Genomic DNA, 22,908 nt, shown 5'->3' with positions numbered 1-22,908 from the left:
ACTAGCCGAAGTTCAAGCCGTGTAAGGCAAGCCACTGGCGTGGGTCGACGTGCTGGCCGCCCATGATCACCTCGAAATGCAGGTGCGGGCCGGTGGAGTCGCCGCGGTTGCCCATGCGCGCGATCTGCATGCCCGCAGGGACGCGTTCGCCGCGGGAGACGAAGAAGTCGTACATGTGGCCGTACACGGTGATGGTGCCGTCGTCGTGGCGGATGCGCACCCAGAGCCCGAAACCCTCGGCGGGTCCCGCGTCGATGACGGTGCCGTTGGCGACCGCGTAGATCGGCGTGCCGATCGGGCCAGCGATGTCGATGCCGTTGTGGAAAGTGCCCCAGCGAGAACCGAATCCGGAGGTGAACGCGCCGCGCGCGGGCATGACATAACCGGTGATACCCGGCAGCACCGCGCCAGGCGTCGTCGCGCCACTCGTCATCCACGGCTGCCACTCGCCTGCGGTGGCCGCGGCGGCCTCCGCTTTGGCGCGTTCCAGCGTGGCGCGGGCCGCGGCCTGAACCACTTCCTGTTCGCGGAGCCGTTCGCCGTTGGCGATGGCATTCAGATAGCGACGCACCGACGAGGGCGCGGACTGCACCTGCGGGGGGTAGGCGACAGCGACGCGCTGCGCATGGTCTTGCCCTGGCGTGCTCGTGCTGATCGTGCCGTCGAACGAGGCATCACCCGCGGCGAAAGCCATGGTGACGGCCAGCCCGGCGAGGAGCACCCGATGTTTGCGGAGCAGGGCGAGCAGCTCGTCGCGATCCGGCCGCTTGTCCCATGTCGCACGCAACTCGGCTCGTCGCTCCCACAATTCCCGCGGATCGCGCCGCAGCGTCGCCGCCGCGGCCTTCAGTCGATCGAACACGGTACCGAAGCCGCGCGCGGGTCGTTCCCGCAACCGGGCACGCCAATCCGGCGGAATGACCCCGATGCCACCCACTCCGCGTATGCGGTCGAGCCCAGCCCGACGAGCCTTCTCGAGCATCAAGGCGACCCTAACCCCGGGACAAAGCTGGTGGTAACCCGGGCGCGACCGTATACCGTCCTTCGGGTGTCCAGAGAATCTCGCCGGTCGACCATTCCACCTTTCTACGTGATGGACGTCTGGAAAGCTGCCGCGCAACGGGCAAGGACGCACGGAGACGTGCTCGTGCTCGCCGCAGGCCAGCCGTCGACGCCTGCGCCCGTGCCCGTGCTGCGGGCCACCGAGGCCGCGATCGCCTCCGAATTGCTCGGCTACACCGAAACATTCGGCATCCTGCCGTTGCGCGAGGTCATCGCGGAGCATCACACCGCGACCTACGGCTATCCCGTCGACCCGGACGACGTGGTGGTCACGACCGGATCGTCGGGCGCGTTCTCCTTACTCTTCCTGGCCGCTTTCGACCCGGGCGACACCGTGGTGGTGGCCAGACCCGGATATCCCGCCTACCGCAATACCCTCACCGCACTCGGCTGCCGGGTCGTCGAATTGGACTGCGGCGCCGAAACCAGATTCCAGCCGACCGTTGCCATGCTGGACGCACTGCCGGAGCCGCCCGCCGGACTGGTAGTCGCGAGCCCGGCCAACCCGACCGGCACGATGATCGCCCCCGCCGAACTCGCCGCGCTGGCTCGCTGGTGCGACGCGCACGGCACGCTGCTCATCTCCGACGAGATCTACCACGGCATCACCTACGACAGCGGCCACACCGGAACTTCCTCGGCCTGGGAGACTTCGCGCGAATCGGTCGTCATCGGGTCGGTGTCCAAATACTTTTCGATGACCGGGTGGCGGCTCGGCTGGATGCTGGCGCCGAGCAGTCTGCGGCCCGCGCTGCAGCGGCTGGCCTCCAACCTCACGGTGTGCCCGCCCGCCATCTCCCAATACGCGGCGCTGCACGCCTTCGGCGCGGAGGCGAAGGCAGAGCTCGACGGCCACGTGCGCCGATACGCGGTGAATCGGCAGCTGCTGCTCGACGGTCTTCCCAAACTCGGCATCACCGAGTTGGCACCCGCCGACGGAGCCTTCTACGCTTACGCGAACATCGGGCATCTCACCGACGACGCGCGAACCTGGTGCGCGGACGTGCTTGCGAACACCGGTGTGGCACTTGCGCCTGGCATCGATTTCGACACCGTGCACGGAAATCGGACAGTCCGCTTCTCTTTTGCGGGAGCCACCGCGGATATCGAAGAGGCACTGGTCCGTCTAGGGCACTATCTGGCAGTCTGATCGTCGTGTCCGGCAACAACTTTCCGCAGTTCGGCACCGTGGCCGCGCGGATGCGGTAAAACAACGATGGTTGCTATTCCTCCCTGATTTCCCCTGGAAGAACTGATGACGACTGGCACGATGGCACGGTGATCACCGCGACGACCCCGAAAGGCGAACGGCGTCGCCAGGCTCTGGTAGCTGCTGCCGCCGAGTTGTTGCTGGAAGGCGGATTCGAGGCGGTGCGGCATCGTTCGGTCGCGACCCGGGCCGACCTACCGTTGGCGTCCACCACCTACTACTTCGAATCACTGGAAGATCTGATCGCGCGCGCGGTCGAGTTCAGCGGCAACGTGGAACTCGAGGCGATGCGCCGCCGGGTCGGCGAGGTCAGCCACCGCAGGCGGGGCGGCGAGGCGACCGTCGACCTGGTGCTCGATCTGCTGGTCGGCACCGACGGGCACGACGAGGGCGCGCGCGGGCAGTTGATCGCCCGCTACGAGCGCTCGGTCGCGTCGGCGCGGCATCCCGAATTGCGGGAGGTCCAGTTGCGGCTGCGTGCTCAGCTCGATGAGCTGCTCGCCGACGTGCTACGCCGTTCCGACCGCCTGGTGCGGCCTGAGCAGTTGCGCAGGCTGGTCGCGGTGGTCGACGGTGCGGTGGTCGCGGCGCTGACCGAACAGGAACCGGAACCGCGGCGGATGGCCCGCGGCGCGTTGCTCGAGGTGATCGATATCGTCGCACCGGCGACGCCCCAGCGAGTGGATGGTTTCCGCACACTAGACTGATACGACGTGAGCGCCGTCCCGAACGTCTTAGCCACTCGATACGCCAGCCCTGAACTGGTGCGTCTGTGGTCGCCCGAGAACAAGATCGTGCTCGAACGGCGGCTGTGGCTGGAGGTGCTCCGGGCCCAGTCCGAACTCGGAATCGACCTTCCCGCAGGCGTGCTCGCCGATTACGAGCGCGTGCTCGAACAGGTCGACCTCGCCTCCATCGCAGAGCGCGAGCGGGTCACCCGCCACGATGTGAAGGCGCGGATCGAGGAATTCAACGCGCTCGCCGGGCACGAGCATGTGCACAAAGGCATGACCAGCCGCGACCTCACCGAGAACGTGGAGCAGCTGCAGATCCGGCTCTCGCTCGAGCATGTGCACGCCCACGGCGTCGCGATCGCGGCCCGGCTGGCCGAACGTGCCGCCGAATACCAGGCGTTGGTGATGGCGGGGCGTTCGCACAATGTCGCCGCGCAGGCCACCACGCTCGGCAAGCGCTTCGCCTCGGCCGCCGACGAACTGCTCATCGCGCTCACCCGGGTGCGCGAGTTGATCGACCGCTACCCGTTGCGCGGCATCAAGGGCCCGATGGGCACCGCCCAGGACATGCTCGACCTGCTCGGCGGCGATCCGGCCAAGCTGTCGAAGCTCGAACAGCAGGTGGCCACGCACCTCGGCTTCGCGACCGTGCTCACCAGCGTCGGCCAGGTGTACCCGCGCTCGCTCGACCACGATGTGCTTTCCGCGCTGGTCCAGGTGGGGGCAGGGCCGTCCTCGTTCGCGCACACCATCCGGCTGATGGCCGGGCACGAGCTGGTCACCGAGGGCTTCCAGCCCGGCCAGGTCGGCAGTTCGGCGATGCCGCACAAGATGAACACCCGCTCGTGCGAGCGCGTCAACGGTCTGCAGGTGGTGCTGCGCGGATACGCGTCGATGGCCGCGGAACTCGCTGGCGCGCAATGGAATGAGGGCGACGTCTTCTGCTCGGTGGTGCGCCGCGTCGCGCTGCCGGACGCCTTCTTCGCGATCGACGGCATGATGGAGACCTTCCTGACCGTGCTCGCCGAATTCGGCGCCTACCCGGCCGTCATCGCCCGCGAACTCGACCGCTACCTGCCTTTCCTCGCCACCACCCGCATCTTGATGGCCGCGGTCCGCGCGGGCGTCGGCCGCGAAACCGCGCACGAGGTCATCAAGGAGCACGCCGTCGCCGTCGCACTCGCCATGCGTGAGCAGGGCCGCGAACCCGACCTGCTCGACCGCCTCGCCGCGGACGACCGTCTTCCGCTCGACCGCGCCGCCCTCGACACCGCCCTCGCCGACAAGTCGGCCTTCATCGGCGCCGCCGAAGCGCAAGTCTCCGACGTCATCGGCCAGGTCCAAAAACTCGTCGACCAGTACCCCGACGCCGCCCGCTACACCCCGTCACCAATCCTGTAGCGCCCGCTGCCATCTCGCAGCAATTCGATCGTTTGAGCGATAGCGAACGGGTATCGTCCCTCGGTGCCCTTCCACGCCTTCGTCGACGAGTCGATTCGCCGGGACCGCTACCTGTTGTGCGCTGTCATGGTGCCTTGCGATCGACTGCACCATGTTCGGACGCTGAGCCGCAGCTTCTGCCTGCCGGGCCAACGTCGATGGCACTTCAATCACGAGCCCGAGCCGCGTCGGCGGCAGATCTTGGGCGCGATGGCGCGGTCCGCCGGTGTCGGCGTAGCGATTTATGAGGGGCGCGGCACAGAAGTTGAGACGCGAGCGGACTGCCTTGTCGAGTTGGTGACGGATCTGGTCGATGCAAAAGCTTCCCGGTTGGTGATCGAGTCGAGGGAAAGTCAAGATCATCGTGATCGGCACTGCATCGCCACGGTGCTCCGGAAGGCTTCTGCTCAGCTTCCATACGTTCATCTTTTGCCGCACACTGAGCCTGCATTGTGGTGGCCGGATGCGGTGGCCTGGGCGTATGGGGCAGGCGGTGCATGGAAGACGCTGGTTATGCCCTTGGTGCGAGCAGTAATTGATGTTGATGCCCCGCCCGAAAAGCGCGAAACCCGACTGCCCACCGTCCGGTGAAGAGTCGGGTCCACTTCTTCCAGCTAGTGCCGGAAGCTGTGTTCAGGATACTGCATGCGTTGGGTGGTGACTATGCGATTGTGTTGATGCGACACAATGTGGGCGTCCGAAAAGCGCGAAACCCAGCTGCTCACCGTCCGTAGAGGAGCCGGGTCCACTTCTTCCAGCTAGTGCCGGAAGCTGACGCCCAGCATGGGGGTGGCCAGGCCTGTGCGGTACTGATTTCCCGGAGGAGGGGCGCTGGGGTCGGGATAGGGTTTCGGGGTGAATCCGTACACGATTTTTGGGGACATTGTTGCTGGGCGGGCGCCGGCGAGTGTGGTGTATGAGGACGATGATGTGTTGGCGTTCATGGATATTCGGCCGATGACGCCGGGGCATCTGTTGGTGGTGCCGAAGGTGGCGGCGCGGAGTCTCGCGGAGTTGGATCCGGCGGTCGGCGGGAAGTTGTTCCAGGTGGGGCAGCGGTTGGCCGCGGCGTTGCGGGACAGCGAGGTGGGTTGTGACGGGGTCAACTTCTTCCTGGCCGACGGGGTGACGGCGGGGCAGGAGGTTTTTCATGTGCACCTGCATGTGATTCCGCGGACGGTGGGGGACGGGTTCGGGTTGCGGGGGCGTCCGACCAGTCCGCAGCGTGCTGACCTGGACTATTTGGCAGGTTCGATCAGGGGTGCGCTCGATCGCTGATCGGCACGATTGGCTCGTTACGGGTGGGTCCGGAGTGACGCGCGGTACGGACTGGACGGTTTGCTGAAAGAGCGCCGAAGATCACTTTCTCTTCCCCGATGACGCTGGCTGGGTTACGTTGAAGGGCCATTGTCATGCGGTGATGGAGGTGGTGACGTGCGGCTTTCCTTGATTGCTGTGTCGGTGCTGACCTTTGTTGCGGTGAGCGGGCCCGCGATCGTCGGACCTGCGACGGCCGCCGCCGCGCGGCTCGAGCGGATCGACGAGCTGAGTCCAACGCGCGCAGCGGTATTCATCTATTCGCCCGCGATGGGCCGCACCGTCCAGGTGCAGGTGCTGCATCCGGCGGGCGGCGGCCAACGCCCCGCCTACTACCTGCTCGACGGGCTCGATCCCGGTGTCAGCCAGAGCACCTGGACCAATGCCACCGACGCCGAGCGGTTCTTCGCTGGCCAGCAGGTCAACGTGGTGCTGCCGGTGGGCGGGCAGGCCAGCTACTACACCGACTGGCAGCAGGACGATCCCCGATTCGGCCGCTACCGGTGGGAGACCTTCCTGACCGAGGAACTGCCGCCGCTGATCAATGCCGCGTTCAACGGCAACGGCGTCAACGCGATCGGCGGCCTCTCGATGGGCGGTAACGCGGCCTTCATCCTTGCCGCCCGCAAGCCGTGGCTCTACCGTGCCGTCGCGGGCTACAGTGCCTGCCCTGACACAGGTTTGGCGATGGGTGCGGTGTTGTTCTCCATCACCAATCGCGGCGGCAACCCGCTCAACATGTGGGGCCCGCCCGGCAGCCAGGGCTGGGCCGAGCATGATCCGGCGCAGCTGGCGGAAGCCTTGCGCGGCAAGACGATCTACCTGTCCACCGGCACCGGCATCCCCGGCCCGCACGAGACGGAGATCAAACCCCAACTGGCCGAGAACGTCTTCCTCGGCGGCCCGATCGAGCTCGGCGTCAATGGCTGCGTGATCGCCTTCGAGCAACGCCTGCGCGGGATGGGCATCCCGGCCCGAGTCGACCACAGTGCCACCGGAACTCACTCCTGGTCCTACTGGCAGGACACCCTGCACGCGTCATGGCCGACGATCTCCTCGGCCATCGGCGCCTGATTGCGCACCGGCACAGGCGATCTCGTCAGCGCTGTCCCGCGTGCAGCACAACAATCGCGATCTGGACCCGGTTTTCGGCGTCCAGCTTGAGCAGCAGCCTGGTGATATGCGACTTCACGGTCGCGACGCTGAGGTGCAACTCCTTGGCGATATCGGAGTTGGACAGGCCGCGGGCGATCGCGTCGGCGATATCGCGTTCCCGCTCGGTGAGGGTGTCGAGCGCCTCGTTGGCGCGGGCGCGGGCCTCGTCCTCCCGACTCGGCGCCGCGGTGGCGACTGAGATCAATTGCGCAGTGACGCTGGGCGAGAGCATCGGCCTGCCCGCCGCGACCTGCTTGACGGCGGCGACGATCTCGGCGGGCGGAGTGTCCTTGAGCAGGAACCCGTGCGCCCCGATCCGCAACGCCTGCAACACCATCTCGTCGGCATTGAACGTGGTGAGCACGACAACCCGTGGCGGATCGGCGCGGTCGAGCAGTTCCCTGGTGGCGTCGAGCCCGTCGCGCACCGGCATCCGGATATCCATCAGCACGATGTCGGGTGCCTGCGCACGCACCACCGCGATCGCCTCCGCGCCGTCTGCGGCCTCGCCGACCAGCTCCAATTCCGGATCGCCGCCGAGGATCAGCGTCAGCGCCGAGCGGGCCAGCGGCTCGTCGTCGACGACGACCACGCGAATGCGCGAGGTCATCGGTCGCTCGTCGTCAGCGCGGGCCACGGCAGCACGGCGCGCAATCGAAAGCCGCCGTCGGCGTCTGGACCGTAATCGAGAGTGCCGCCGACCAATTCGGCCCGCTCGGTGAGCCCGAGCAGGCCGTAGCCGGACGACGGCATCGCGAGGCCGGGTCGCCGCGGCGCCGAGTTGCCGACGTCGACGATCAAGTCCTGACCGGGCCCGCCGTCGATGCGCACCAGCACCGTGGCGCCGGGAGAGTGCTTGCGCGCGTTGGTGAGTCCCTCCTGTGCGATGCGGTACGCCGTGCGCGCGCTGGTCGCGGGCAGGTCGGCCGTGGTGGTGTTGCTGATCGACACGTCCATGCCCGCCGAGCGCGCCTCGTCGACCAGGCGAGCGAGGTCGGTGAGCGTTGGTTGCGGCGGCTCCGGGGTGTCGGTGAGCGCGGCGTCGTCGCTCGCACGCAGCACGCCGAGCACCTCACGGAGTTCCTGCAGTGCCAGATGGGCGTTCTCGGCGATGGTTTTCGCGGTCGCCGCGGTCTGTTCCCTGGTCAGGTCCGTGCGGAAACCGAGTGCGCCCGCGTGCATGGCCACCACCGAGATCCGGTGTGCCAGCACATCATGCATCTCCCGTGCGATGCGGTGCCGTTCGAGCAACCGTGCCTCGGCCGCCCGCGCGTGCTGCTCGCGTTCGGCGGTTTCGGCCCGCCAGCGCAACGACCACACCAGATCTCGCCGCGCACCGACCGCGAAGCCGATCGCGACGATGGCGGCGACGATGGCCGTGAGTATCACGACGTCCGACCAATTCGGCTGTGGGCCGGGCTGTTTCGGATAGATCAGGTTCTCGGTGAGCAGGCCCGTCGCCACCGAGACGATCGCCATAGCAATCGTCTCGGGGTAGCGCCGCCTGGTGGCCAACGAACACAGCACCAGCGCGGCCGCACCGTTGGAGGTCACCGACACGGTGGAAGCCAGTGTCACGACCGCAGCGATCGTGACCGGGTACTTGCGCCGCCACAGGGTCAGGGCGACGCAGATCACGCCGATCAACGGATCGCCGACCAGGAACCACCTCGGCAGCGCGTCGCCGATCGCCGCAAGCTCCCCCCGCGCCGTCGACCAGGCCAGCGCGCCGATGGCTGCGGCCAACGCCAGTCGCCAGGCGTGTGACCACGGCCGAAGCGGCGGCGCCGACGACAGGGGTGCTGAGGGCATGGGGCTGACTGTAAGCGCCGGTTATCGGGCGGCGCATCGGCCTGCAGGGCGAATTCGGTTCGACCAAAGGATGAACTGCCCGTCGACCGCCGACCGATGTGCGTGCACCCGCACCAGGACAACCATGGGAAATGGAGAACTACGGGGCTGGATCACGAAGGAGACGGTGATGGACAAGAACGTGTGGGTCGCGCTGCAGATTGTCGGGATGGTGGTGACGGTCGTCTCGGCGCAGGCCGTGATTCGCTTGCTCATCGACCATCGCAAGTCGCAGTTGTGGGGCCTGTTCGATTGGGTGCCCGGCGGATGGACCGGCCAGCTCGTCGCGTTTGCCGTGACGACCGTGCTCGGGATCGTCGTGGCCGGGCGCGCGAATGACAAGGTGAAGGCGCTCGAGGCCTAGCGACCGCTATTCGGGTTGTTTGCGGAGGGTGCGGACGAGCGCGAACAGCACGCAGGCCGCGGCGAGCGCCGCCGGCGCGAGGATGACCAGGCCCGCCGGCATGCCGAAGAATTGCACGTGTTCGACCAGGGTGACGCGCGCCCGGACCGGATCGTCGGTGGGTGCGGCGGCGAAGGTGACGTCGGTGGTGACGGCGGAGGGTTCCGGAACCGACACCGACATTTCGGTCAGATAGTCCTGGCCGCCAGCGGTCAGTTCCCGCAGTGTCGGATTGTCGCTGCCTGCAATGCGTCCGGCGAAGTCGACGTCGACCGTCTGCCTGTGCATATCGGCGTCGGAACGCGTGACTCGGTGTTCGCTCAGTACATACAGCCGCACTTCCTGCGGAGTGGTCGACCCGATCCGCATCGGATAGACCAGCCGATCGGTCTCGAAACTGAGCCGGATCGGGTCGAGCGGCCCGGTCAGCGAGTCGCGACGGGACAGCCGGATGGCGACGAACGACCAGCCGTCGCGACGGTACATCTCCAGTGCGGCACGGGATTCCGCGCCGACCGCATACCCGGTGCTGCCGAGCCAGGTGTGCAGATCGGTGAGTTGGTCACCGGGGAAATTGGTCAGCTCCAGCGGGCCGAGCGGCGAGGTGAGCACGGAATACCGCGCGTCGGGTGTGCCCGTAGGCTGCTCGGGCGAGCCGAACCAGCGGCGCTCGGTCGCGATCTCCGGCACGGTCAGCTGACTCAAGGCGAGGAAGGTGGTTTCCGAGACCGGTGTCAGCGTGGCTCGGGTCGGCGTCGGCACGACCAGCACGGCATTGTCGGTGTCGGCCAACAGATTCAGGTCTAGGACGAGCGTTTCCCGTCGCCCGTCCCAACTGAGCAACGCCGCCTCGTGATCGACCGATGCGTGCCTGCCCGGCGGCGCCGCAATGGCGCCCGAGCCTGCCGACGCCGGGGCCGCCGCGCCGATTCCGGCGACCGCGCACAGCATCGCCGCGGCAGCGGCCACCCGACTGCCCACGGCGATACCCATGCGTTCGAGCCTACGACACTCCGACGACACGCTGACGCGTGTCCGTTTCGCTGGCCTCCCAGCGGGGGTAGTCGCTGTAGCCCTCGGCCGTGCGGCCGTACAGCAGGTGCTCGCGGATGTCGGCGAGCGGGAGGTCGTGCGTAATGCGGTGCACCAGATCGGGATTCGAGATGAACGCGCGCCCGAACGAGACCAGGTCGGCATGGCCGCGCTCCAGCGCCGCGGTGGCGCTCGCGGCGGAGGTCGGCTCGCGGTTCTCGCCGACGTTGGCGACGAGGGTGCCGTGCCACCGCGGTCGCAGGTCGGCCAGGGCCGGATAGTCGTCGTTATCGATCAGATGCAGGTACGCGAGGCCGCGGCGATCGAGTTCGGTGACGAGCTCGCGATAGAGCGGGCCCGGATCCGCCTCGACCATGTTGAACTGCGGGTTGCCGGGGGACAGGCGAATGGCGGTGCGGTGCGCGCCGATGGCGCCGGCCACCGCATCGACGATGGCGAGCGGCAGCCGCATCCGGTTCTCGAGCGACCCGCCGAATTCGTCGGTCCGCAGATTGGTGTTGTCGGCCAGGAACTGATGGCTGAGATAGCTGTTGGCCCCGTGGATTTCGACGCCGTCGAAGCCGGCGGCGATGGCATTGTGCGCGGCCGAGGCATGGTGTTCGATCGCGGCCGCGATGGCGGCGTGGTCCATGACTTCGGGGACGATCGGTTCGGCTTTGCCGCCTGCGATCAGGTGGACCCAGTCCTCATCGAGCACCGCCGACGGACCCGCGGGCATCGAGCCATCGATGCGGCCGAGCGGATGTCCTTTGCGGCCACCGTGCATCAGCTGGGCGACGATGCGTCCGCCCGCCGCGTGCACGGCATCGGTGACGCGGCGCCATGCCTGCACGTGCTTTTCGGTCTGTATCCCCGGTGCCCATGCTTCGCTCTGTCCGCTCGAATGCGGCCAGATGCCCTCGGTCACGATGAGTCCCGCCGCTGCCCGCTGGGCGTAGTAGTCGGCGACGTCGGTGGTCGGCGACCCGTCGGGCTCGGAGCGCAGCCGGGTCATCGGTGACATGACAATCCGATTGGGCAGGGTGAGCAGTGGAGTGCGGTATTCGGTCAGCAGCGTCATTCCTGTACCGTAAAACCTGACATCAATGTCAGGTCAAGGAGCGAATCGTGCGCATCGGTGAACTGGCCGACCGGACCGGAGTCAGCGTCCGGTCGCTGCGGTACTACGAGACCAAGGGACTGCTCGCCTCCGAGCGCACCTCCGGCGGGCAGCGCGAGTACCCGGAGGCGGCCGTCGACCGGGTCAGGCGCATCCAGGAGATGTTCGCCGCAGGCCTGCACAGCGACACCGTCGGCGATCTGCTGCCCTGCATCCACGATGTGGACGGCACACCGACCGAGACCGCCACCCCCTACCTGGTGGCGAAGCTCACCGAAGAACGCGAGCGCATCGAACAGGCCATGCGCGACCTACACCGCACCCGCGACGTCCTCGACGGCGTCATCGCGGCCGCCTCGGACACCAAGACAAAAGGCTCGACCGATCACCAATGATCTTGCCGCGCTTCGCAAAAATAACTACAACGGAGCGAGTCTTACGAGCGCCCCGGTCGTGGCCCGTCTCGCGTGTCAGCACTCGAAGCGCACGCGCCGAAGGCGCAAGTCTCGAGTGCTGACACGCGAGACCAAGGGGGCCACGACCGCGCCGCGGCCACGCGGCCAAGAACACTGCCGGGTCCTGCCGGGACGGGCAGTCCGTGCGCCGCTACGGTGGAGCGCATGGCTGTGGACAGTGGTACCGGAACGATCTCCAACCTCGACGGGGTTTCGGCCCCGATCGCCAAGACGGTGCCGACCGAACGCGTGCACCACGGCGATGTGTTCGTCGACGAGTACGAATGGTTGCGGGACAAGGAGAACCAGGAGGTCATCTCCTACCTCGAGGCCGAGAACAGCTACACCGAGGCGCAGACCGCGCACCTGGCACAGCTGCGCGACACGATCTTCGACGAGATCAAGTCGCGCACCCAGGAGACGGACCTGTCGGTGCCAACCAGGATGGGCGACTACTGGTACTACTCGCGCAGTTTCGAGGGCAAGCAGTACGGCGTGCACTGCCGGTGTCCGATCGCGGCCGACGCCGACGGCATCGACGCGTGGACCCCGCCGCAGCTGGAAGCGGGCACCGAGGTGCCCGGCGAGCAGGTGCTGCTCGACAGCAACGAGGTCGCTGAGGGCCACGACTTCTTCGCGCTCGGCGCGTTCTCGCTGAGCCATGATGGCAATCTGCTGGCCTACTCGGTGGACACCGTCGGCGACGAGCGCTACGTGCTGCGTTTCAAGGATCTGCGCACCGGGCAACTGCTGCCCGACGCGATCGCCGAGACCGCGCCCGGCGCGACCTGGTCGCTGGACGGCACGCACGTCTTCTATCAGACCGTCGACGAGTCCTGGCGGCCCGACACCGTCTGGCGGCACCGCCTCGGCAGCCCGACCGTCGCCGACGTGAAGGTGTTCCACGAGCCCGACGAGCGCTACTGGGTGAGCATCACCTCGACCCGCTCGGAGAAGTATCTGATGATCTGGGTCGGCTCCAAGATCACCACCGAGGGCTGGGTGCTCGAATCCGACGACCCCGAGGGCGAATTCCGGGTCATCCTGCCGCGGCGCGAGGGCGTCGAATACTCGGCCGAGCACGCGGTGGTCGCGGGCGAGGACCGATTCCTGATCCTGCACAACGACGTTGTCGACGGCGTGAAGGCGGAGAACTTCGTGCTCGCCGACGCACCGGTCGCCGACCCGTCGGCGCTGACCCTGCTGATCGGGCACCGGGACGACGTGCGGCTCGAGGATGTCGACGCCTACGCCGATCACCTGGTGCTGAGCTACCGGCGCGAGGCGTTGACCAGGGTCGCGGTCTGGCCGTTGACTGCCAGCGGCTATGGCGAGCGCAAAGAGCTGGACTTCGACCTGGAGCTGTTCGCGGTCGGTGCCGGCGCGAACCCGGAGTGGGCGCAGCCGACCCTGCGCATCGGGTTGACCTCGTTCATCACCCCGGTCCAGGTGTTCGACTATGTGCCTGCCACCGGCGAGCTGCTGCTCCGCAAGGAGCAGCCGGTGCTCGGCGGCTATGACGCCAACGACTATGAGCAGCACCGGGATTGGGCGATCGCCGAGGACGGCACCCGGATCCCGATTTCGCTGGTGTGGAAGAAGGGCGTCGCCGCGGCCGAGTCGCCGAAACCGTTGCTGCTCTACGGATACGGCTCCTACGAGGCGAGCATGGATCCGTCGTTCTCCGTCTCGCGGCTCTCGCTGCTGGATCGCGGCATGGTGTTCGCGGTCGCGCACGTGCGCGGCGGCGGCGAGATGGGCAGGCTCTGGTACGAGAACGGCAAGACGCTCACCAAGAAGAACACCTTCACCGACTTCGTTTCGTGCGCACGGCATTTGATCGACACCGGGGTCACCGCGGCGGATCGGATCATCGCCGACGGCGGCAGCGCGGGCGGTCTGCTGATGGGCGCGGTGGCGAACCTGGCGCCGGAGCTGTTCGCGGGCATCCTGGCCAACGTCCCGTTCGTCGATCCGCTCACCTCGATCCTCGATCCGTCGTTGCCGCTCACCGTCATCGAATGGGACGAGTGGGGTAACCCGTTGGCGGACAAGGACGTCTACGACTACATGAAGTCCTACGCGCCCTACGAGAACATCGAGGCCAAGGACTACCCGGCCATCCTGGCCATCACCAGCCTCAACGACACCCGCGTCCTGTACGTCGAGCCGGCCAAGTGGGTGGCGAAGCTGCGGGCCACCAAGACCGGTGATGCTCAGCTGCTGCTGAAGACGGAGATGAGCGCAGGCCACGGCGGCGTCAGCGGGCGGTACGAGAAATGGAAGGAAGTCGCCTTCGAGTACGCCTGGGTGCTGGATCGGGTCGGTCTCGCGGAAGCGTAGGTTCCGAGATATTCGGCCCGAAATACCCGATTCGGCTGATCCGGATTTCGGCGAGAACGTGTGACAGGGTGTTCGTCGCCCGGTCATACTTCCTGCACGCCTAGTACATCTACCCCTGCCACCGTTGGTTCATGAACGCTGAGCTGATCGTATCGATTTCCGGGATCAGGGACACCACTCGGGACGCGGCGATTCAGTTCGCCGCCGAGATGGATCAGCGTGGCGTGCCACTGTCGCTGCTCGTGGCGCCCCGGTTGAAGGGCAAGTACCGGCTGGTCGAGGATGCGGCGACGCAGGCGTGGTTGCGTGGCCGCCGGGCCAAGGGCGATGCCATCGTGCTGCACGGCTACGACCAGGCGGCGACCAAGCGTCGCCGCGCCGAATTCGCCACGCTGCCAAGGCATGAGGCGCGGCTGCGGCTCACCGCGGCGGACCGGGTGATGGAGCAGGTCGAGCTGCGGACCAGGCTGTTCGCCGCCCCGCGCTGGGACGCCTCGGCGGGCGCCATCGAGGCGCTGCCCGAGGTCGGTTTCCGGGTCTCGCTCGGTCTGACTTCGCTCCTCGACCTGGAACGCAACACGGTGCAGAAGGCTCGGGTGTACGGCATCGGCGAGGGCTTCCGCGCCGAGCCGTGGTGGTGCCGGGCGCTCGTGCTCGGCGCCGCGCGCACCGCGCGGCGCGGTGGCGTACTGCGCCTTGCGGTTTCGGCCGCACAGCTGCAACGGTCCGGCCCGCGCCAGGCGATGCTCGACGCGGTCGATCTCGCCATGTTCCACGGCGCGGTCGGCGAGGTGTATCGCTGGGAGCCGCCCGCCGTCGCGCGCGCGGCCTAGTGTTCCGCGGCGCGATGAGGTCGGGCATCGCGGCGCGTGCGGCCTCGCGCATTCGCGCCTCGCAAGCGCTCCCTGAAGAGATCGGTTTCGCCGAGCGATCCGATCGGCGCCGTCGCCCGGGAATGGCGTAAATCGGGCGGCGGCGTCTGGGCAGCTCAGTCCTTGTCGTCGGTGCGGCCCGGTATCGCAGCCGTCGCAGTGTGGGTGAAGCCGCCCGCTTCCTGCCGGGTGAGTGATGTCGAAAACGGGTGCAGCGCCAGCTGTTTCATGCATCGGTCGATGTCGGCGAGCAGCAGATCGGCCATGTCCATCGTGAAGCCGTGCCGGAACACCGCCCGCATGATCGTCTCGTCCGACCGGTCCGCAGGCAGTGGATAGGCGGCGATGAGCCAGCCTCTGCTGCGCAGCCGATCGGACAGGTCGTAGAGGTTGAACCCGGGATCGTCGGTCAGCCGCCAGGCCACGGCGGTGATGCCACGGTGCGGATCGCCGTCGTGGATCATCTCGAACCCGCCGAGCTCGCGCAGGCCTGCGGCCAGGTGCCTGGCCGCGCGATAGATCGTCGATTGGACGCGGGTGTAGCCGGTCCGGCCCAGGCGGATGAACTCGTAGTACTGCGTGATGGCCTGCCCGCCCGGCCTGGAGAAGTTGAGGTTGAAGGTGCCGATGCTGCCGCCGAGGTAGTCCACCTTGAAAACCAGCTCGTCGGGCAGGTCGGTGGCCTCGCGCCAGATCGCCCAGCCGACGCCGAGCGGCGCGAGCCCGGTCTTGTGGCCGGAGACGTTGATCGACTTCACCCGCGGCAGCCGGAAATCCCAGACCAGCTCCGGTGCCGTGAACGGTGCCAGGAAGCCGCCGCTCGCCGCGTCCACGTGGATCGGGATGTCCAAGCCGCGCTCCGCGTGCACCCGGTCGAGGGCCTGGCTGATTCCGGCGACATCCTCGAACAGTCCGGTGAAGGTCTGTCCAAAAGTGGGCACCACCATGATGGTTCGCTCGTCGCAGTAGGCCGCGACGTCGTCCGGGTGCATGGTGAGCCGGTCGCCGCGCAGCGGGATCTGCCGGATCTCCACATCGAAATAACGAGCAAACTTTTCCCAACAGACCTGGACAGATCCACACACGAAGTTGGGTGTTCCGGTGCCGCCGCGCTGCCGCCAGCGGAACTTGGCGGCCAGGCCGCCGAGCATCGCGGCCTCGCTGGAACCGGTGGTCGAGGTGCCCCTCGTCGCGGCGGAGTCGGGTGCGTGCCACAGGTCGGCGATCATCTGGACGCAGCGCCGCTCCAGCTCCGCGGTCTGTGGGTACTCGTCCTTGTCGACGATGTTCTTGTCCAGCGATTCGGCCATCAGCCTGCGCGCCTTGTCGTCCACCCAGGTGGTGCAGAAGGTCGCCAGGTTCATCCGGGAGACGCCGTCGAGCATGAGCTCGTCGTGCACGATCTCGTAGGCGACCTCGGAAAAGAGCTCGTGCTGCGGGAATCCGTGCCGCGGTGCGACGCGGTTCATTCCGGGTAGGGCGTACAGGTCGTCGGAGTCTGCGCTGTGGGACATCGGATGGCCTCCGGAGTCGCGTCGTGTTACCGAACTGCGGTCATCCAACACAATCACACAACCGCCCGCTCGGGTTCGCACCGCAACGTGTCGACTCGGGTCACGCCGACGGTCGAGATCGGATAAATTCGACTTTTCGTACTGATCAGTTCGTGCCATGGTGGATGAGCTGTGTTGTCGGACCGGGAGCGCGACATCGAGCGCGCCGAGACGAAGAAGTGAGGCGCTGGCAATGGGCGAAGACCCCCGTACCGCCGAGTTGCGCGCGGCGGTCGCCGCGCTCATGCCGCAGGCGAAAACCGATCTGGCACAGCTTGTTTCGTTCAAGTCGGTGGCCGATCCGCGCCAGTTCCCGGCATCGGAATGCGACCTGGCCGCACAGTGGGTCGCCGACGCCTTCGCCGCGGTCGGGCTCACCGACGTCGGCCTGCACGAGACGCCGGACGGCAGCAAGGCGGTGATCGCCACCCGCCCCGCGCCGGCCGGCGCACCGACGGTGCTGCTGTACTGCCACTACGACGTGCAGCCGCCGCTGGACGGCGCCGCATGGCGCACGCCGGTGTGGGAACTGACCGAGCGAGACGGCCGCTGGTACGGCCGAGGCAGCGCCGACTGCAAGGGCAACATCGTCATGCACCTGACCGCGCTGCGCGCGCTCGGCGCCGACCTGCCGCTCGGCGTCACGCTGGTCGCCGAGGGCTCCGAGGAGCAGGGCACCGGCGGGCTGGAGCGTTTCGTCGAGGCCAACCCCGAGTTGTTGCGCGCCGACGCGATCGTGATCGGTGACTGCGGAAACTTCGCCGCGGGCGTTCCGACGCTCACGGAAACCTTGCGCGGCAGCGTCAATGTCGTCGTCACCATCCAAACACTTTCCGGCCCTTTGCATTCCGGCATGTTCGGCGGACCGGCGCCGGACGCGCTCGCCGCCCTGATCCACGTGCTCGCCACGCTGCGCGACGAGCACGGCAACACAACGGTGGCCGGGCTGCCGAACGATCAGCGGTGGTCGGGTGTGCAGTACCCCGAGGAGCAGTTCCGCAGGGACGCAGGCGTATTGCGCGGCGTCGAGTTCACCGGTGACGGCACGGTGGCCGACATGCTCTGGGCGCGACCGGCTTTGACGGTGCTCGGCATCGACGCACCGCCGGTGGTCGGCTCGGCGGGCGCCATCCAGCCCGCGGCGCGGGCCAGGCTCAACCTGCGCATCCCGCCGGGCACCGACCCGGACCAGGCGCACAAGGCGTTGGTCGCGCACCTGCAGGCGAACACGCCGTGGAACGCGGAGCTCACCATCGAACCGGAGGGCAAGGGCGCACCGTTCCGGTCCGGCAGCGGCGGCCCGGCCCGCGAGGCGATGGAGGCGGCGCTGGCCGCCGCCTACGGACGCGCGGCCACGACACAGGGGCAGGGCGGTTCGATTCCGCTGTGCAACGTCTTCGCCGACACCTACCCGGAGGCCGAGATCATGCTGCTCGGCGTCGAGGAACCCGCGTGCCTGATCCACGCCCCCAACGAGAGCGTGGATCCGGCCGAGATCGAGCGGATGGCATTGGCCGAGGCGCTGTTCCTGGCCACCTACGCCGACGGGCTGTAGTGCCCCGTCCAGGAACCTCGGCACGACCTTCCTGGACGACGCACTAGAACTCGCGCTGGTCTTCCGGTGCCACGACAGTGAATTCCGTACCGGCAGGCCCCATTTCGGCCAGCCTGCCGAAGTAGATGCCCTGCGCTTCCTGCGCGATGATGCCGTAGTGGATGGGCAGCGCGGTGCGTGGCGCGACCGCGCGCAGATAGTCGACCGCCTCGCTGATCCGCATCCACGGTGCGGCGGCAGGCAGGGCGAGCACACCGACCTGGACGGGCGGCACCCACAGCGAATCGCCGGGGTGCACCAGCTGTGCGGGGTCGTCCGGAGTGCCGAGCTGGAAGACGGTGTTGTCGATCACCGGCAGCTCGGGATGGATCACCGCGTGCCTGCCGCCACCGCCGGTGATCTGGAGCTCGCCGAGCGCGAGCACGTTGCCCGCGTGCACCGCCTCCCACCGCCCGCCGCGCTGCTGCGCGGTCTGCGGATCGGCGAGCAGCCTGGCGCCGGGATTCGCCTCGACCAGCGCATCGATCCGGTTCGGATCGATGTGGTCGGGGTGCTGATGGGTGATCGCGATCGCGTCCAGATCGGTGAGGCCCTCGAAGCCGTGCGCGAAGGTGCCTGGATCGAACAGCACCTTTTTGCCGTGTAGCTCGACGAGGAGACAGGAGTGGCCGAAGTGAGCTATGCGCATTCCGCCATGGTATTTGGCCCACCCCGCGGATGCCGTGGCCGAGCAGCACAACTACGCTGCTCAGGTAACCCCCCACCACCACATGAGGAGCAACGCGTGGCACGAGTCGTGGTCGAGGTGATGCCGAAGGCCGAAATCCTGGACCCCCAGGGACAGGCCATCGTCGGCGCGCTCCCGCGCCTGGGATTCGAGGGCATCTCGGATGTACGGCAGGGCAAGCGATTCGAACTCGACGTCGATGACAATGTCGGGGACGCCGAGCTCGAGCAGATCGCAGAATCGCTGCTGTGCAACACGGTGATCGAGGAGTGGAAGGTGGTTCGCCTCCCATGACCGCCCGCATCGGGGTCATCACTTTTCCCGGCACACTCGACGATGTCGACGCGGCACGGGCAGCGCGGCTTGCCGGTGCCGAGGCGGTCAGCCTGTGGCATGCCGACGCCGATCTGAAGCAGGTCGACGCGGTCATCGTGCCCGGCGGATTCTCCTACGGCGACTACTTGCGGGCCGGCGCGATCGCCCGGTTCGCGCCGGTGATGGGCGAGGTCGTGCGTGCAGCGAAGACCGGACTCCCGGTCCTCGGCATCTGCAACGGCTTTCAGGTGCTGTGCGAGGCCGGTCTGCTGCCCGGCGCGCTGACCGGCAACGTCGGCCGGCATTTCATCTGCCGTGACGAGTGGCTGCGGGTCGAATCGACCGCTACCGCCTGGACTTCACGCTATGAGGTCGGCGCTCAGCTGCTGATCCCGCTGAAGTCCCAGGACGGCCGGTTCCAGGCGTCCACCGCCGTGCTCGACGAACTCGAAGGTGAAGGCCGAGTGGTCTTCCGCTACGCGGGCGAGAACCCGAACGGTTCGCAGCGCGGCATCGCGGGCATCGCCTCGGCCAACGGTCGCATCGTCGGCCTGATGCCGCACCCCGAGCACGCGACCGAGCCACTGACCGGTCCGAGCGACGACGGCCTCGGCATGTTCCTTTCGGTGCTGGACACTTTGGTCTCGGCCTGACCGAGCCGATCACTCGGTTCGCAACCACGACAGCGCGAGTTTTGCGAGCGCCGTTCGCGGCCCGCAAGACTAGGGGGCCGCGAACAACTCAGGTGATTCGGGCGACGATGTCGAACTCGACGCCGTTCGCGCGGGCGATGTAGCCGTGCTGGATGGCCTGGTTGCCCTGGAAGGCCCGCGGGCCGCTCGGGGTTTCCAGCAGCACGCCGTGGTCGAGCGCGCCGAGCACATCGGGCACGCGCAGTGATCCGACCGCGTGCGCGATCCCGGCCAGCGTGTGGATGGCCTCGTAGGTCATGTTGCTGAAGCTGGTGAGCGCGGGCGCGAATTCGCCGTGCAGCCTGCGATAGCCGGCCACCCGCTCGCGACCGTCGGAGGTCTGCTGGTCGATGAAGAAGCTGGAGGCCACGTAGAAGTTGTGGTTGGCGCCGGGACCGGCGGCCAGCAGCACGTTCTCGTCGGCGGCAGGGCTCATTCGCAGCTGTGCACCCGCGCGTCCGGTCGCGGCGAACTGCCGGTTGAATCGGGACACGTCCGCGCCGACCATCAGGATCACCACCCCGTCGGCCTTGTCGAGCGCGGGATGGGACAGGAAGTCGCCGAAGTCCGGCGAGCCGAGCGGCACGAACCGCTCGAGCACGATGGCGCCGGGATCGGTCAGGCTTTGGCGGATCGCCTTGGCCGACTCTCGCGGCCAGATGTAGTCGTTGCCGATGATGGCCCAGCGCCGCACCCCGTGCTCGCGTTCCAGCCAGCGCACCGCGGGCAACGTCTGTCCCGCCGGGTGTTCGCCGAGCATCAGCACCCCTGGCCGCTCGTTCGGCAGGCCCTCGTGCCCGGTGGCGAACAGATAGGGCACTCGGCTCTCGGTCGCCCGCGAGACGGCCAGCCGCACCGCGGAGGTGTGCCAGCCGGTGATCGCATCCACCATGCCGGTCGCGAGCAACGCGGAAACCTCACGCGCCACCTCGTGTGGCGCCCGCCCGCCATCGATATTCGTAGTACGAATTTCCCTGCCCAGAATTCCTGTGCCACGGTTGATTTCGTCGACGGCAAGGGAAATCGCCGCGTCGCAGGAGGGGGCCACGATACCGCCTGGTCCCTGCATCGGAACAATGTTCAAGATCTCGATAGTGCCCTCTGGGCTCTCGCCGAACGCTGACATTCGGTACTCTTCTTCTCGTTCGAGCGAAATTCATGGCAGGCAGGAATAACAATGACGACCATTGTAAGCGGATACTCGACGCTGCATGGTGCGCTGCGTGCCGCGGAACGCGGTTGGCTGCGTCACTTGGACGCGGCATTGTGTGCCAGGCAGCTCACGGCCGATCAGTGGTCGATGCTCTCGAATCTCTCCAGTGAGACGGGCATCACCATGAGCGAGCTGGCGGCCAGGTCGCAACTCGCGCCGTCCTCGGCGACCAGGCACGCGGACTACCTGGCCGAACGCGGCCTGATCTTCCGGCTCGCCGCACAGGACGACCGTCGCCGGATCCTGATCGGGTTGAGCAGGCTCGGCTCCGAGCTCGTCGCCTCGGTGCGGGCCGAGGAGGCGCGGGCGGAACAGGAACTGCGGGGGCGGATCGGTGCACGGCGTTATGCCGAACTGATGCGGCTGCTCGAGTTGGTTTCCACCAATCCGGAGTAGTCACGGCAATTCGTCCTACGAATATGCTGGACGTCTGATATTTTTCTTCTCGCGCTCCGCTGAGTGAGAAGCGGTAAAGCGCTGTGCGACACACCACGGCAGGAACCGGTATCAATTCCTGACCTGCGTAGAATCGTGCCGCTCGGAACTAACATCTCGAAAACATTGCACCGTCACGCGCGCTCGTCTCTGCCGAAACGGAAAGTGGTGTCCGATGCGATCGTTCGGTTCCTGGCGGCGCTTGGCCGTCGCTGCCGCAGTGTCGGCATCCTTCGCAATCGGGATGACCGTGGCACCGGCGAGCGCGGCGAGCGTGCCGGGAACCGTGATCGACGTGCTGCCCCAAGCCGACGGGTGGCGTGGCACCAACGGCAGTTCGGTCGTCGAGTACTGGACGACCGGCTCGGACGGCACCGCGCAACCGGTCAGCGGCGCGGTGCTCATGCCGGACGGACCCGCGCCCGCAGGTGGATGGCCGGTGCTCGCCTTCGCGCACGGCAGCTTCGGCCTCGGCGCCGGATGTGGCGGCCAGTCCGATCCGACGCGCGGCCCGTGGCCTGAGCGCAGGGCCATCGAGGACGGGTTTCTCCGCAGCTTTCTCGGCAAGGGCTTCGCCGTGCTCGCGACCGACTATCTCGGGCTCGGCCGGTTCGACACCGGGACGCATCCCTATCTGGAATTGAAGACCGAGGCCGCCGCGATCATCGACTTGGTGAAGGCGGCCAGGTCGCGCATCCCCGCGTTGTCCAAGACCTGGATGGTGTTCGGCGGCTCGCAAGGCGGGCAAGCGGCGCTCGGCGCGGCCTATCTGCAGCGCACCTATGCGCCGGAACTCGACTTCCGCGGCTCGATCGCGATCGACCCGGAATCCGAGGCGGAGAACCTCCTGCCGATGGCAGGGCCGTGGGGACCCGATCTACCCAGCTTCATCGGCGACGCACTCAACGTCTTCTTCACGAGCGTGCTCGCAGGCGTCCGCGTTGCGCGGCCGGACGCGGACATCGACAGCTTCCTCACGCCGCGCGGGCGGGAGATCCTCCACGCCATCGCCAGCCTCTGCCAGGACCAGATCGCCGAGGTGGTGCAAGGGGTCCGGGTCAGCGAGCTGCTGGCCAAGCCGCTGCTCGACGAGCGCCTGCACGCGGTGCTCACCGAGTACATGGGTGTGCCGACCCGCGACTACACCGATCCAATCCTGTTGCTGTTCAACGTCACTGACATCGCGGTGCCCGCGCCGCTGCACGCGGCCCTCGTCGGCAGGCTCACCGCGAGCAGGGTCGAGTTCAAGACGGTCGTCGGCACCGGCCAGCACCTCCAGATCAACCATGACATGCGGGTGGCCATCGATACCTTTCTGGCGCGCGTCCGTTCCGCGGCCGCTGGGTCGAATTAGCTTTTCGGATCGAGAGCGGTTAAGGTGCTCCGCGCGCCACTGAACTGTTGTACGGCAACAGATAGGCGGC

At 67.5% G+C, this 22,908-nt stretch carries 23 protein-coding genes; 15 read left to right on the top strand and 8 right to left on the bottom strand.

The window, feature by feature from the left end; genetic code table 11:
• Position 1 precedes the first annotated feature (1 nt).
• Positions 2–982, bottom strand: coding sequence for a M23 family metallopeptidase (locus tag ACGFNJ_RS35665; RefSeq protein ID WP_393458744.1), 981 nt, complete (start codon positions 980–982; stop codon positions 2–4).
• A gap of 66 nt (positions 983–1,048) precedes the next feature.
• Between ACGFNJ_RS35665 and ACGFNJ_RS35660 the strand changes: the two genes are divergently transcribed.
• From ACGFNJ_RS35660 to ACGFNJ_RS35635, 6 genes are all read left to right on the top strand, one after another.
• Positions 1,049–2,212, top strand: a complete 1,164-nt coding sequence (locus tag ACGFNJ_RS35660; RefSeq protein ID WP_393458741.1) for a pyridoxal phosphate-dependent aminotransferase — start codon at positions 1,049–1,051, stop codon at positions 2,210–2,212.
• A 128-nt stretch (positions 2,213–2,340) separates the two neighbouring features.
• A complete protein-coding gene (locus tag ACGFNJ_RS35655; RefSeq protein WP_393458738.1) occupies positions 2,341–2,979 on the top strand; it encodes a TetR/AcrR family transcriptional regulator in 639 nt (212 codons plus the stop codon).
• Positions 2,980–2,985: 6 nt separating this feature from the next.
• Positions 2,986–4,407, top strand: a complete 1,422-nt coding sequence (purB, locus tag ACGFNJ_RS35650) for an adenylosuccinate lyase (RefSeq protein WP_393458735.1) — start codon at positions 2,986–2,988, stop codon at positions 4,405–4,407.
• Positions 4,408–4,470: 63 nt separating this feature from the next.
• Positions 4,471–5,037, top strand: a complete 567-nt coding sequence (locus ACGFNJ_RS35645; RefSeq protein ID WP_393458732.1) for a hypothetical protein — start codon at positions 4,471–4,473, stop codon at positions 5,035–5,037.
• 264 nt (positions 5,038–5,301) lie between these two features.
• Complete coding sequence (locus ACGFNJ_RS35640) at positions 5,302–5,724, top strand: HIT family protein (RefSeq protein ID WP_393458729.1); 423 nt, start codon at positions 5,302–5,304, stop codon at positions 5,722–5,724.
• Positions 5,725–5,880: 156 nt separating this feature from the next.
• On the top strand, positions 5,881–6,837 hold the full coding sequence (locus ACGFNJ_RS35635; RefSeq protein WP_393458726.1) for an alpha/beta hydrolase: 957 nt from the start codon (positions 5,881–5,883) through the stop codon (positions 6,835–6,837).
• A 25-nt stretch (positions 6,838–6,862) separates the two neighbouring features.
• Here the strand turns inward: ACGFNJ_RS35635 and ACGFNJ_RS35630 are convergent, their stop codons facing one another.
• Positions 6,863–7,528, bottom strand: coding sequence for a response regulator (locus tag ACGFNJ_RS35630; protein ID WP_393458723.1), 666 nt, complete (start codon positions 7,526–7,528; stop codon positions 6,863–6,865).
• Positions 7,525–8,730: a sensor histidine kinase gene (locus ACGFNJ_RS35625; RefSeq protein ID WP_393458720.1), complete on the bottom strand. Its 1,206-nt coding sequence runs from the start codon at positions 8,728–8,730 to the stop codon at positions 7,525–7,527. Before ACGFNJ_RS35625 ends, ACGFNJ_RS35630 begins: the two co-directional genes overlap by 4 nt.
• Before the next feature lie 169 nt (positions 8,731–8,899).
• On the opposite strand from ACGFNJ_RS35625, the gene ACGFNJ_RS35620 reads away from it, so the two are divergent.
• Positions 8,900–9,133, top strand: a complete 234-nt coding sequence (locus tag ACGFNJ_RS35620) for a hypothetical protein (RefSeq protein ID WP_393458717.1) — start codon at positions 8,900–8,902, stop codon at positions 9,131–9,133.
• 6 nt (positions 9,134–9,139) lie between these two features.
• Here ACGFNJ_RS35620 and ACGFNJ_RS35615 read toward each other — a convergent pair whose 3' ends face one another.
• On the bottom strand, positions 9,140–10,165 hold the full coding sequence (locus ACGFNJ_RS35615; protein WP_393458714.1) for a DUF2330 domain-containing protein: 1,026 nt from the start codon (positions 10,163–10,165) through the stop codon (positions 9,140–9,142).
• 10 nt (positions 10,166–10,175) lie between these two features.
• Positions 10,176–11,285: an alkene reductase gene (locus ACGFNJ_RS35610; RefSeq protein WP_393458711.1), complete on the bottom strand. Its 1,110-nt coding sequence runs from the start codon at positions 11,283–11,285 to the stop codon at positions 10,176–10,178.
• Positions 11,286–11,332: 47 nt separating this feature from the next.
• On the opposite strand from ACGFNJ_RS35610, the gene ACGFNJ_RS35605 reads away from it, so the two are divergent.
• The 3 genes from ACGFNJ_RS35605 to ACGFNJ_RS35595 all read left to right on the top strand — a co-directional run bounded on the left by ACGFNJ_RS35605 (position 11,333) and on the right by ACGFNJ_RS35595 (position 14,955).
• Positions 11,333–11,719: a MerR family transcriptional regulator gene (locus ACGFNJ_RS35605; RefSeq protein ID WP_393458708.1), complete on the top strand. Its 387-nt coding sequence runs from the start codon at positions 11,333–11,335 to the stop codon at positions 11,717–11,719.
• A gap of 225 nt (positions 11,720–11,944) precedes the next feature.
• Positions 11,945–14,122 (top strand): S9 family peptidase, encoded by a 2,178-nt coding sequence (locus tag ACGFNJ_RS35600; protein WP_393458705.1) that lies wholly within the window; start codon positions 11,945–11,947, stop codon positions 14,120–14,122.
• A 131-nt stretch (positions 14,123–14,253) separates the two neighbouring features.
• Positions 14,254–14,955, top strand: coding sequence for a DUF2334 domain-containing protein (locus ACGFNJ_RS35595; protein ID WP_393458702.1), 702 nt, complete (start codon positions 14,254–14,256; stop codon positions 14,953–14,955).
• 155 nt (positions 14,956–15,110) lie between these two features.
• On the opposite strand, the gene ACGFNJ_RS35590 is transcribed toward ACGFNJ_RS35595, so the two are convergent.
• Positions 15,111–16,508 carry a glutamate decarboxylase gene (locus tag ACGFNJ_RS35590; protein WP_393458699.1) on the bottom strand — a complete coding sequence of 466 codons (1,398 nt, stop codon included), beginning with the start codon at positions 16,506–16,508 and terminating at the stop codon, positions 15,111–15,113.
• Between the two features lie 232 nt (positions 16,509–16,740).
• On the opposite strand from ACGFNJ_RS35590, the gene ACGFNJ_RS35585 reads away from it, so the two are divergent.
• Entirely contained in the window at positions 16,741–18,102 is a 1,362-nt protein-coding gene (locus tag ACGFNJ_RS35585) for a dipeptidase (protein WP_393458696.1), read from the top strand.
• A 43-nt stretch (positions 18,103–18,145) separates the two neighbouring features.
• Here the strand turns inward: ACGFNJ_RS35585 and ACGFNJ_RS35580 are convergent, their stop codons facing one another.
• Positions 18,146–18,790, bottom strand: a complete 645-nt coding sequence (locus tag ACGFNJ_RS35580; RefSeq protein WP_393458693.1) for an MBL fold metallo-hydrolase — start codon at positions 18,788–18,790, stop codon at positions 18,146–18,148.
• 96 nt (positions 18,791–18,886) lie between these two features.
• Here ACGFNJ_RS35580 and purS point away from each other — a divergent pair, with 96 nt between their 5' ends.
• Positions 18,887–19,123, top strand: coding sequence for a phosphoribosylformylglycinamidine synthase subunit PurS (gene purS, locus ACGFNJ_RS35575; protein ID WP_069165686.1), 237 nt, complete (start codon positions 18,887–18,889; stop codon positions 19,121–19,123).
• Complete coding sequence (purQ, locus tag ACGFNJ_RS35570; protein WP_393458689.1) at positions 19,120–19,797, top strand: phosphoribosylformylglycinamidine synthase subunit PurQ; 678 nt, start codon at positions 19,120–19,122, stop codon at positions 19,795–19,797. The genes purS and purQ overlap by 4 nt, the downstream gene beginning before the upstream one ends.
• Before the next feature lie 88 nt (positions 19,798–19,885).
• Here purQ and ACGFNJ_RS35565 read toward each other — a convergent pair whose 3' ends face one another.
• Complete coding sequence (locus ACGFNJ_RS35565; protein ID WP_245746296.1) at positions 19,886–20,920, bottom strand: substrate-binding domain-containing protein; 1,035 nt, start codon at positions 20,918–20,920, stop codon at positions 19,886–19,888.
• A gap of 93 nt (positions 20,921–21,013) precedes the next feature.
• On the opposite strand from ACGFNJ_RS35565, the gene ACGFNJ_RS35560 reads away from it, so the two are divergent.
• Together ACGFNJ_RS35560 and ACGFNJ_RS35555 are read left to right on the top strand one after the other, a co-directional pair.
• Positions 21,014–21,445, top strand: a complete 432-nt coding sequence (locus ACGFNJ_RS35560; protein ID WP_069165683.1) for a MarR family winged helix-turn-helix transcriptional regulator — start codon at positions 21,014–21,016, stop codon at positions 21,443–21,445.
• 283 nt (positions 21,446–21,728) lie between these two features.
• Entirely contained in the window at positions 21,729–22,838 is a 1,110-nt protein-coding gene (locus ACGFNJ_RS35555; RefSeq protein ID WP_393458685.1) for an alpha/beta fold hydrolase, read from the top strand.
• Positions 22,839–22,908: the final 70 nt, after the last annotated feature.

Source organism: Nocardia sp. NPDC049149 (assembly GCF_043197455.1).
Taxonomy (GTDB): domain Bacteria; phylum Actinomycetota; class Actinomycetes; order Mycobacteriales; family Mycobacteriaceae; genus Nocardia.
This window is presented reverse-complemented; position numbering and strand designations above follow the sequence as displayed.